The sequence below is a fragment of the Kitasatospora sp. NPDC057223 genome (assembly GCF_042669755.1).
GTDB lineage: Bacteria > Actinomycetota > Actinomycetes > Streptomycetales > Streptomycetaceae > Kitasatospora.
In genome coordinates this window covers 16616-27346 of sequence record NZ_JBHUWW010000126.1, presented here as the reverse complement: position 1 = coordinate 27346, position 10731 = coordinate 16616, and the positions used below count along the sequence as shown (strand labels likewise).

General features: G+C 65.8%; 8 protein-coding genes and 4 pseudogenes. 6 read left to right on the top strand and 6 right to left on the bottom strand.

Annotated features, from left to right (window positions below; translation table 11 throughout):
* The first annotated feature begins 210 nt into the window (after window positions 1–210).
* Entirely contained in the window at window positions 211–552 is a 342-nt protein-coding gene (locus tag ACFUK0_RS32025; protein WP_380255994.1) for a hypothetical protein, read from the top strand.
* A gap of 7 nt (window positions 553–559) precedes the next feature.
* Window positions 560–652: pseudogene (locus tag ACFUK0_RS32020) on the top strand (IS5/IS1182 family transposase); the annotation flags it as partial.
* 24 nt (window positions 653–676) lie between these two features.
* Here ACFUK0_RS32020 and ACFUK0_RS32015 read toward each other — a convergent pair.
* A complete protein-coding gene (locus tag ACFUK0_RS32015; RefSeq protein WP_380255992.1) occupies window positions 677–1174 on the bottom strand; it encodes a hypothetical protein in 498 nt (165 codons plus the stop codon).
* Between the two features lie 230 nt (window positions 1175–1404).
* Here ACFUK0_RS32015 and ACFUK0_RS32010 point away from each other — a divergent pair.
* Window positions 1405–1611 (top strand): annotated as a pseudogene (locus ACFUK0_RS32010) (transposase); the annotation flags it as partial.
* Between the two features lie 101 nt (window positions 1612–1712).
* Here ACFUK0_RS32010 and ACFUK0_RS32005 read toward each other — a convergent pair.
* Together ACFUK0_RS32005 and ACFUK0_RS32000 are read right to left on the bottom strand one after the other, a co-directional pair.
* Window positions 1713–2863 (bottom strand): annotated as a pseudogene (locus ACFUK0_RS32005) (IS30 family transposase).
* A gap of 437 nt (window positions 2864–3300) precedes the next feature.
* Window positions 3301–4638 (bottom strand): sensor histidine kinase, encoded by a 1338-nt coding sequence (locus tag ACFUK0_RS32000; RefSeq protein WP_380255990.1) that lies wholly within the window; start codon window positions 4636–4638, stop codon window positions 3301–3303.
* A 1238-nt stretch (window positions 4639–5876) separates the two neighbouring features.
* On the opposite strand from ACFUK0_RS32000, the gene ACFUK0_RS31995 reads away from it, so the two are divergent.
* Window positions 5877–6548, top strand: a complete 672-nt coding sequence (locus tag ACFUK0_RS31995; protein WP_380256001.1) for an ABC transporter ATP-binding protein — start codon at window positions 5877–5879, stop codon at window positions 6546–6548.
* 416 nt (window positions 6549–6964) lie between these two features.
* Window positions 6965–8758 (top strand): hypothetical protein, encoded by a 1794-nt coding sequence (locus tag ACFUK0_RS31990; protein ID WP_380255988.1) that lies wholly within the window; start codon window positions 6965–6967, stop codon window positions 8756–8758.
* Between the two features lie 72 nt (window positions 8759–8830).
* On the opposite strand, the gene ACFUK0_RS31985 is transcribed toward ACFUK0_RS31990, so the two are convergent.
* Window positions 8831–9310 (bottom strand): hypothetical protein, encoded by a 480-nt coding sequence (locus ACFUK0_RS31985; RefSeq protein WP_380255986.1) that lies wholly within the window; start codon window positions 9308–9310, stop codon window positions 8831–8833.
* Between the two features lie 400 nt (window positions 9311–9710).
* Between ACFUK0_RS31985 and ACFUK0_RS31980 the strand changes: the two are divergent.
* Window positions 9711–9950: pseudogene (locus ACFUK0_RS31980) on the top strand (IS5/IS1182 family transposase); the annotation flags it as partial.
* A gap of 98 nt (window positions 9951–10048) precedes the next feature.
* Here ACFUK0_RS31980 and ACFUK0_RS31975 read toward each other — a convergent pair.
* Both ACFUK0_RS31975 and ACFUK0_RS31970 read right to left on the bottom strand, forming a co-directional pair.
* The gene (locus ACFUK0_RS31975) at window positions 10049–10243 is read right to left on the bottom strand and encodes a hypothetical protein (protein WP_380255984.1); all 195 of its coding nucleotides are present in this window, start codon (window positions 10241–10243) and stop codon (window positions 10049–10051) included.
* Between the two features lie 182 nt (window positions 10244–10425).
* On the bottom strand, window positions 10426–10692 hold the full coding sequence (locus tag ACFUK0_RS31970; RefSeq protein WP_380255982.1) for a hypothetical protein: 267 nt from the start codon (window positions 10690–10692) through the stop codon (window positions 10426–10428).
* Window positions 10693–10731: the final 39 nt, after the last annotated feature.

Sequence of the window (10731 nt, the reverse complement as noted above, 5' to 3'; positions counted from 1 at the left end):
CTGGAGAGCAGAGCTTCGCGAACGATCACAACTCCCACCTCGGCCCCTGTCCCGCCAGGCACGCCGAACCCTGAGCCGGAACCACTACAGCGGCGTCTAAGGGTTGTCCCGTGACCGCTGGTTGAACCGCGTGGCTGAGGCTCCGAGGGGCGGGGTCCTCGGCCGGATATCCGCGCGACTTCGGCTCGACGGCTATGGCAGCCTGCGGACATGCCAGCAGAGCTGAGAGAACACGCGGGCCGTCACTACGCCATCCTGTCCTTCTACGCGGGACCTGACGACGCCTGGACCCTGGAGCTGAGCGAGGCCGTGCCAGCGCCGGCATCGTGGGCAGAGATCCCCGGTAGACCGACGCATACGCACGGGGTTGGCTTTCTGGCGGCGTTCGTCCCCGACGAGGATCCGACTCTGGAACCGACCATCCACATCCACAGCCATGACGAGCACGTCATCCCCTACGAGATCATGCGCTGGTTCATGGATCAGGTCACAGAGCAGGTCCAATGCTGCCGGGCGGCCTACGCGCAGGAGGACCCTGAAGCCGTGGAATGATCTTGGCATGGCTGGTGTGATCACGGAGTCGGAGCCGTCCCTGATAGCTCCGTTCACCGGGCTGAGCCCGCGAGACTTCCGCAGGCTGATGACGCTGCTAGCCAGCTCGCCGTTTGACCAGCCGTCAGAGCTGTCCGCTGATCTGTCGAAAGAGCCCCTCGAAGAACTCTTGAAGACTGGCCGCGGCGAGATCGAACTGATCGAACCAGGAGGCGGTGGTCGACCTCCAGACCCGCCCAGAGCCCGCCAGCGCGAACAGATGCCCGCCCCCGTCGCTGGCAAATACCAGAGCGGGCTCTTCTCCGTCGATTTGGATGGCCCCGTACTCGCGGAAGTGGTCCGCGACCAGCGAGGCCGGGTGGACGAAGCAGCCGTTCTCCACATCGGGCAAGGAGACCTCGTCGATCACCCAGTACATCGTGGTCAGATCCGAGGGAATCGGGGTCAGCTCCACGAGTGCGTCGGTGGCCCGATGGCTCCTGTCCGAAGCATGCAAGACCACGTTGCTTCCCGGCTCGAAGCCAAACCGCGCCTGGAATGACTCGATCAACTTCGCGAGCGCCGCACTCGTCTGCTCACACCAACTCCGAAGCCACTCGGCATCAAGCCGTTCGTCAGCCACGGTCACTCCCTCTATTCCTCCGCCGATGGCGCGCCCGCACGCGCCCGGAAGAACCTACAGGAGCGTTCACGCCGATCGGGTCAGAGCCAAGTGCGGAGAGCGCCATCAAGGTCGGCTGGGCCAAGTGACCATGCAACCCCGCCCGAGTCACAAGATCAGTCCAACTTCGCTGTCCTGGGCTTGATCCGCTTTGACGGACACCTGAGATCAGGGGCTTCGGCCCCGGAAGGATGATGTCCATCATGGAGAGCATGGGGAAGAAGAAGCCGCGCCCTCGCCGCTCGTTCACGCCGGAGTTCAAGTCCGAGATCGTCGAGCTGTGCCGACGCGGGGACCGCTCGGTCGGTCAGGTGGCCAAGGACTTCGACCTGACCGAGACCGCGGTGCGCGACTGGATCAAGCAGGCCGAGGTCGACGCCGGCGAACGCGACGGCCTAACGAGCGGCGAGCGTGAGGAACTGGCCCGGCTACGGCAGGAGAACCGCCGCCTGCGCGAGGACGTCGACATTCTCCGCCGGGCCACGGTGAAGTCAATCGGTCAGCGCAACAGGGCCTCCAGTTTATCGGCCGGTGTCTCGAAGTCGAGGGTCCTCCGAGGTCGGGTGTCAACCGCAGGGCAATGGTGTCCAGGTCGACCTGGGTGAGGTGGCCCATTCCGGTGCCCTTGGGCAGGTACTGGCGCAGAAGGCGATTGGTGTTCTCATTGGTGCCGCGCTGCCATGGGCTCTGGGGGTCGGCGAAGAAGACGGCCAGTCCGGTTGCGGCGGTGACGCTCTTGTGGGCAGCCAGCTCCATTCCGCGGTCCCAGGTCAGTGACTTCCTGAGCTGGGCGGGCAGGTCCAGCATCTGAGCGGAGATTCTCGCGGTGACGGTGGCCGTGTCGCGTCCGTCGAGCTGGACCAGCATGGTGAAGCGGGTGGTGCGCTCGACGAGGGTCGCGACCTGGGTGACACCGCTGCCCATCACGAGGTCGCCTTCCCAATGTCCGGGCACCCTGCGATCGCACGCCTCAGCTGGGCGCTCGTGGATGGGGACCGCATCCTTGATCTGTGAACGCCACTGCCCGGTAACGGTGTTGTGGATGTTCCGCCTGGTCGGACGTCCCGAGCGCAGATGCTTCTGAAGTTCCTTCGCGAGGACCTTGCGCGCCTGCATGAACAGGGACTTGTAGATGCTCTCGTGACTGACCCGCATCCCAGCGTCGGCCGGCTGGGTCTTGGCCAGATGCCCGGCTATCTGCTGCGGCGACCAGTCCTCGGCCAGCTTCTCGGCGACCAGGGCACGAAGGGGATCATTGGTGGCCAGGAGGCAGGGTTTGGGGCGCCGGGCACGGTCCCAGGCCCGGTCCTCGGCGTCCACGGCCCGGTAGTGCCTGGCCCCCTTGTTGCGGGCGATCTCCCGGCTAACGGTCGATACGGCACGCCCCAGGGCACGAGAGATCTCGCGAAGCGAGTCGCCTCGAGCCAGGCCACGGGAGATCGACTCCCGCTCGGTGAAGGTCAGCGAGCCCGGTCGACGGAGTCGGACCGGCGGCACGTATCCGCCGTTGGACTTGACGATCGTGAAGATCGACCCCGGAGGCCGGCCCAGGGCACGGGAGATCTCACTGATACACTCCCCTGCCTTCCAGCGGTCCCACAACTCTCGCTTCTGTGCGTCCGACATGCCCGGACGACCCATCCTTGCCATACGCCACACCCTCTACCACCTCGGGTGTTGCGCTGACCGATTGACTTCACCGTGGCCCGGCGGAGAATGTCGACGTCCTCGCGCAGGCGGCGGTTCATTGGGCCTCCACCCGCCGCCGGGCAGCCCGCTCTCGCTCCTCCAGCAACCCCATCACCGACGGCATCCGGCTCCTCCACGTAGGGACGACACGACCCCCCGTTCCTACCGCCGAAACACCGGCCCTATACCTGACCAGCGCAAATGCACCCGTCGCTCTCGGAAAGACAACGGCTTCTCAGACCCGCACACGCTCAGCCACCGGCCCAGCATGACGCACAACGCGCCGCCCAGATCACATCCGGACGACGCGTCACTACAGGGCGAACGTTGCCTGATGCAGCACTAGCCACCGGCGAACCCAACCTGCGTTCCAGCGGCTTCCCGCATTGGGGTGGTGGTCAGGCGCCGGGGATGCGTACCCGCATCGTGAGGCCGCCACCGGCGCGCGGAGTGGCCTCGATGGCACCACCGTGTGCCCGGACCACCGAGCGGACGATGGAGAGGCCGAGGCCGACGCCCTTGTCGCTGCGGGTCCGGTCCGCGCCCTTCACCCGCCGGAACGGCTCGAAGATGTGCTCGAGCTCGTACCCGGGGACGACCGGTCCGGTGTTGGTCACCACGAGCTCCCCGCCCCCGCCGGGGGCGGCCGAGGTCGAGATCTCCACCCAGCCGTCGGCCAGGTTGTAGCGCACCGCGTTCTGGATCAGGTTCAGCGCGATCCGCTCCAGCAGCACGCCGTTGCCCGACACCGTGGTCGGCCCCAGCGAGGCGCGCAGCTCCACCTCCCGGCGGGCCGCCTCCGGGCGGATCTGCTCCAGCGCGCGGGTGGCGACCTCGGAGAGCTCCACCGGACGGCGGTCGACCAGCTCGTTGTCACTGCGGGCCAGCAGCAGCAGGCCCTCCACCAGCTGTTCGCTGCGCTCGTTGGTCGCCAGCAGGGTCTTGCCGAGCTGCTGGAGGTCGGTGGAGGCCGCCGGGTCGGACAGCTGGACCTCCAGCAGCGTGCGGTTGATCGCCAGCGGGGTGCGCAGCTCGTGCGAGGCGTTGGCGACGAAGCGCCGCTGGGAGTCGAAGGAGCGGTCCAGCCGGTCCAGCATGTCGTCGAAGGTGTCGGCGAGCTCCTTGAGCTCGTCGTCCGGCCCGTCCAGCTCGATCCGGCGGTGCAGGTCGGAGCTGGCCACCTCGCGGGCGGTGCGGGTGATCCGGCCGAGCGGGCTGAGCACCCGGCCTGCCATCGTGTAGCCGGCCATGAAGGCGATCACGGCGAGGCAGACCAGCACCGTGAGGGACTTGCGCAGCAGGGTGTTCAGGGCGGTGTTGGCCCGGGCGTCCTGGTACTGGGCGAGCACCTGATTGGCCTGCTCGGAGGTCATCGGCTGGCCGTTGAGCCTGACCCCGTTGGGGCCGAAGTCGAAGGCCCCGAGCTGGACGTCATGGAAGGCCTGCCGGACGAAGAAGTACATCAGCATCAGCAGCACCACCCCGGCCATCAGGAACATGCCGCCGTACAGCAGGGTGAGCCGCATCCGGATGGTGGGCCGGAACGGCATCCAGGCGAGCAGGCCGTCGCCGGGCGTGTAGCTCTCCGGGCGGGGCAGCAGCTTCGGCGGGCGCGGCGGCTGTTCCAACGGGGCAGTCGCCCCGACTCCCGGGGGTCGCAGCGGCCGCGGTGGCACCTGATTCGGGCCGTCAGCAGGGGTACCGGGGGACACTCCAGTAGCTGGCGGAGTGGTCATGACTCGCCTTCCAGGGGTTTGGTATGAGCCGAACCATGAGCACTCAAGTGTGCGGTCCTCCGATCGCCGTGCTGCCATAACTCCATGACGGTCAGTGCCCTTCTCTGAGTGCCGTTTTGCTGCAGGCTATGCGCCCGCTCCATCGGAGTCAGCGCGTCGCGACTCCCCAGGCTCCTTGAGAGACGAACCCGGATGCCGGGCTGCGGATGCACGCAGCGGTCCACGCTGACCGTCCCCATCCTCGCCGCTCGGGCATTAAAGCCGCTGTAAAGACGCCCGCCACTAGTCGGTTCGCCGCACCGTGAGCGGTGTCCTCGCCGGCACACCTCACGACCTGGGGCTCTGGGCTGGGATGAGCGGCCGGATGAGCCCATATCGAGCGGTTCGAGCTGGTGTGGCATTCATTGATCCGAACTGGGCCAGCCTCTTGTACGACTGAAATCGGATGTATGCACCCATAGTCTCCGCAGGAAATGTGGGCCTGGCGCCACTGTCGCACTGGAAGGCAAGCCAGGGCTCGGGTGATCCATCGCTGACCATGAGCCCATCCTACTTGATGCCCGATTTTAACATTTGTCCAGAATGTTCCAGGATCACTATGCGCCAGTTCACCCCCGAATCGAAGAGATCAAGCCAAATTCCAGATAAGCGGTTCACAGGAGCCGCCAAATATTATTGTCTTCTTATTGAACGTCAGAGTGATTAGCGTACTTATAGAGACAGGGGATGGGAATGAAGAAGATAGCCATGCGTACCGCCGTTGCGGTCCTCGGGGTGGGTGCAGTCATTGGAAGTGCGCCGGCCTTCGCCCTCAGCGCATCGACCACAGGCTCGTACGCCTACGCGAGCTCGAGCGGCAACACCACGATGAATGTATCGGACACTAGCGCGGATAGTCGCTCGGCCTACGGCCAGTACTTCCGTACCAGCGACACGTCTTCTTACTCTACGCTCTGGAACAAGAGCGGCTCCGGTACCACCGTATCGGCCAGCGGCAGCAGTACCGTCCTGCAGCTCCGGGCCTGCCGGCAGGAGCAGTGGTCCTCCGACACCTGCAGCGGCTGGGTTGCCGGATCGTAAATCGGTAGCCTCGTCGCCATCGCGATAAATATCGGGTCGGCCACGATTCGTGGCCGACCCGATGCACATTCAAGAAGCGGGTGCACGTGATTTTTCAGAATTCTCAGACTGAACTGCGGGGCTCGAACGCCAAGGCCACCGCCATAGGTGCCCCAGCCCTGCGGGCCGAAGGGCTGCAGTACGAGATCGCCGGCCGCAGCTTGCTGGCTGGGATCGACCTCGAATTAGCGGGCGGGGAGTCTGTGGCGGTCTCGGGACCCAGTGGAAGCGGCAAGAGCACACTGCTCATGTGTGCTCTTGGTCTGGTTAGACCGACCGCCGGACGGCTCCGGGTAGCGGGGGTCGACATTACCCGGCTACGCAGCCAGGCGTTGGCCCGCCACCGGCGCAACCACATCGGCGTGGTGTTCCAGGCTGGTGAGCTCCTACCGGAGCTTTCCCCCGTGGAAAACGTAGCCCTGGCTGCCCTACTTTCGGGCCAGTCCAGGACCCAGGCATACGCGCAAGCCACATCCCTGCTGGCCGAGCTCGGGGTCCCGCACGGTGAAACACCCACCAGCAGGCTCTCAGGGGGAGAACGGCAGCGAACTGCCTTAGCCCGAGCCTTGATCAACAGGCCCACACTCCTGCTGACTGACGAACCCACCGGCGCTCTGGACACAGGCAATCGTGACAGCGTTTGTGATCTTCTCTTCTCCTTGCCCGACCGCTGGGGCTGCGCGTTGTTGGTGGTCACGCACGACAAGTCCGTGGCGGATCGGGCCGACCGGCACTTGGTCCTGACGGACGGCCTGCTCATGGCCATCGCTCCGCACGGTGGTGAGGCATGAGAAGCTGGCACCTCACCGTACAACTGCTGCGCGTGGGCAGGTCAGCGAGCAAGAGCACCAGGGGCGGCAGCGTCAGGCTGATCGCACTTGTTTGCGCGGCTGCCGCGTTGACGTTGAGTATGTGCGCCCTGGTCACCTCATCAGCCGTATATGAAGGCCGCGAGCAGCGCAGCGAGCTACGCAACCCCCGCCTGGCGCAAGCACATCCGAGTGAGGAGCCCATCGCGTTGTGGGCCCCCGGATTCGAAACGGTACAGGGGCTGCAATACTCGGTGATCTCCATCGTTCCGCTGCAGCCCGATGCACCCCTCCCGCCGGGCGTGGCGTTCTGGCCCGCTCCAGGGGAGGTCCTACTCTCTCCCGCACTTGCGAGGGCCGGTTCGCAGGAGGGGATCACCACACGGCTGGGCAAGGACGTGGGGCGCATCAAGGATGCAGGGCTCAGCTCTCCAACCGAACGCATCGCCTACGTGCGGCCCCCTGACATACTGATCGACCGCGATCGCATGCTGGCCATCACCGGATTTGGCGATCAGGGCCAGCTGTTTGGTGATGAACTGTTCATCGACCCGCTCAGCCAATTCTTTTTCGCCATCATCGCTCTGATGGTTTTCCCGGCCTGCGTACTCGTGCTGGTCGCGGCCCGTATGGGAGGCGAGGCCCGCGACCGCAGGACGGCGCTGCTCAGCGCCCTGGGCGCCGGCCGAGGAGCCCGTGCCTTAATTGACTTGGGAGAGGCCGTCGTACCAGTTCTGGTGGGCGTGACTGGAGGCGTAGGACTGCTGGCCGTACTGGTAGAAACGCAGACAGCACTGCCGTTTGTTGACTTCCCGCTGCCAGCTGCTGACGCGCGCTCTGCCGCAGGCGAAGTACTTGCGGCGGCTGCGGGGTCGGCGGCTGCCGTGCTGACAAGCGTCGTCGTTCTGCACCGCCATCTCAGGCAGAGGGGCCGCCGTGGCGCCGGTACCCGCCCACAGCTTTTGCGGCGGACACCAGGCTGGTGGCCAGCCATGCTTCCCGTTTCGCTGATAGTCGCGACGCGAGGCCCGGAACTTCTCGCGCCTCGCAACCCGTTCCTCTTCATCGTGGTCTACATGGTGGGCATGCTCCTCACCCTGGCTACACTGCCATCAGCCATCTCCTTGCTGATGGCAGCCGCCGGGCGATTGCTCAGCCGCCTGGCCCGCCAGTACGGTGGGACAGGAACGCTCGTAGCCGGACGATGGCTCACCGAGCGGCCAGGAGTCACGGCTCGACTGGTCGCCGGGGCCGTTGTGGCCATCGGCCTCATCGGACAAGTGCAGCTACACTCCAGCCGAATCAGTGAGCCGATGATCGCTGCGCAGGCAACCGCCGCACGAATCGGCACCAGCGTGCTAACTGTGCAGGTACCTCACGACACCAGCCACATCACGTCCTTCCTCCAAGCCCTGCCCGCAGGAACCCAAGCCTTTTCGCTGCAACTGACCAGCGGAAGTGGGCAAACCGCCGGTACTGCAGTACTGCAAGCGCCCTGTGCACAGATACGGGAGACAATCCATCGCGTTTGCGTCGACGGCGGCCAAACGCTGCAGCTGACAGACCCCGATCGCCGGCTCAAAGAGCTCGTCGGCTGGTATGGACAGCAAGGTTCCATCAGCCTCCGCGAGGGCCCCGTCCCCGCCCCTCCTACAGAGAACGGTTCCACGCTCCTGGTTGTGATGTCCCCGGGCGGAGGGAATCTGGATGTCCCGTCACTCATAATGACGGCACGTCAGCACCTCTCTCCCAACCCTGCCATCCAGCCTCCGGGCGGGGAATGGCTAACAGGCGCTCTCCTGAAGAAAACCAGGGTGCCCTGGGTAACGCTCTTCGGCTCGTGCGCTTTGATCTTCATTGGTCTCGCCATTGGTCTCAACAGCACAGCGGAGTTCATCCGCTTCAGTCGCAGCATCGCCCCGCTCGGCGTCCTCACAGGCCGACGCCGACTCTTCGCCACCGTCGCCGCATGGACACTGCTGGTTCCCCTCCTCCTTGCCGCAGGACTCGGCCTCGTGGCCCACATCTGGCTCGCAAGCCCTCTCACAACGCCGCTCATCGGAGCCCAACTCTCCTGGTCCGTGATCGGCTGGCTACTAGCCCTCGTCGTGCTCCTCGCCACAGGAAGCTGGATGGGCGGGACTTGGTCCGCCCAGCGTGCTGCCGCCCGTTGGATTCCGGACGGAGACTGACCTTGTGATTTAACGTCCGCCCTCGAACGAACGGTGGCCGTTGCCTGCTGTGGGGTGCGGTCGTGATAGAGGTCAGGCCCCGTTTGTTGGTCTCGTCCACCTGGTGATCACCCGCAGCTCCTGTTGAGGTGCGGGCCAGATCTGCAGGCGGATGCCCTCGGGGGCGAACCCTTCGGGGTCCGCGGCGGCCACCGCCAGGCCGCTGCGGGAGACACGGACACGCATCCATCCGGCCGGGACGTCGAACCGGGCAGCGTCAGGCAGGTAGTCGCTGCACCCCAGGATGGTCAGGCGCCCAGAAGGGACATGGACGCTCGCCTCCACCACATGGTCGAAGTCGGCAGAGTCGTCCTCGGGCTCGTCCCCCAGGATGTCCACTGCAACGACGACGTCCATGTTGTTCACCGTGCTGAATGCCAGAATGCCCTCCGCGGAGGCGAGGGCATCGAACAGAGCCTGTGCCGTCCATGCCTCCCCTACGTCACTGTCGGAATGCTCATCCATCACATGGATCTGGTGGTAGTCGGCGAAGAGTTCCAGATGCGTCGTCACGAAGACATCGTCCCGGAGAGCAACGACAACCGACGAACGAGCAGGGGCGGTGGGAGTCGCTGAGCTTGTCATTCATCCGGTGCGGCGTGGTTTGGTGCCGACCTTGTGGTGGGACGGTCGATGGTAGGGCTCGCCGGTGGCCCGGAGCAGTCCCACGTCATAGCGGTTCGCGGGGCGGCGGTTCCTCGAGCTGAGCCCTCACCCCGATGTTCACCACCAGCGCGCCGGCTCCCGCCTGGCCATGCTCCTGAGCCTGGCCATCGACAACGCCGTCGCCCCGTTCGAGGTGCTGGAAGCGGTCAACGTCATCGTGCCCGACGGGCTGCTGATCCCGGACCTGGTCGTCGCCGACGCGGCCGCCGACGCCGGCGTCACCCTCAGCGCGCACGACATCGTCGTGGCGGTCGAGATCGTCGAACGCAACCCGCACCAGGTGGGGTTCGTCCCGCAGCCGAAACCCTGGAGGGTCGAGCAAACCTACGGGATCCTGATACTGCACCGGCGCCTGGTCCGTGACTACGAACACCGCCCGTCCTCCTCCGCCTCCCGCGTCCACTGGGCGATGACCCAGGTCATGGCCCGCCGCCTCACCGGCGCGAACACCCCCACCTGGCGCGACCCACTGGTGGCGACGGCGTGAACATCCAGCCCCTGCTCGACGCACTCGACATCCAGGAGAACGCCGCCCAGGCCCTTGCCGGGGATCTCCGGACGCAGATCGAGGAACTGCATGGCCGACTACGGGAAGCGGAGACCCATCTCGAACACCTTGCGATCACCCGGAGCATCGTCACGGCGCTCGCGGATCGCCTCCCGGCCCAGCCTTTCCTGCACGAGATGCCGGATCATCCCGACTATCCGCGCATCCTCGCCGTCTTCAACGAGGCCACCGGCCCACTCCGTGCCCGTGATATCAGCGAGGCCCTCGACCACGAGCCGCTACCGAAGAACATCGAGGGGACCCGCGCCAAGCTGAAACGCCTCGTCAAGCTCGATGTCCTCATCGAGGTCGACCCGGCACCTTCACCACGAAGCAGTAGGCGACCCAAGCCCCGCGACCAGCAGCCCTGCCTCAGTCCCGCCCTGAAACGGACATCAACTCACGAACCGCCCTCTCAGAACCTCGCCCGGTTCGACTCCGGCCGGCCGCCGCTCACCACCGAACGAACCTGCCGGTACCCGTTCTCACGGGTCATCGCGCCGATCACCCGCCGCTGCTTCAGGGCCAGCGCCGCCGCATCCTGCGCCCGCTCCTCGATGGCCCGGTCCACCCGCTCCAGCCGGCCCCACACCGTGTCCGCGCTTTCGTCATCCACACCGAGCAGGGCAAGCCAGCTGTCCAGCAGGCGGGCGTGCAGTATCCCAAGCAGCTCATCGCGCACAGTCACCAAGGCAGAGTATCGGGTGACGAGCCGTCGGCG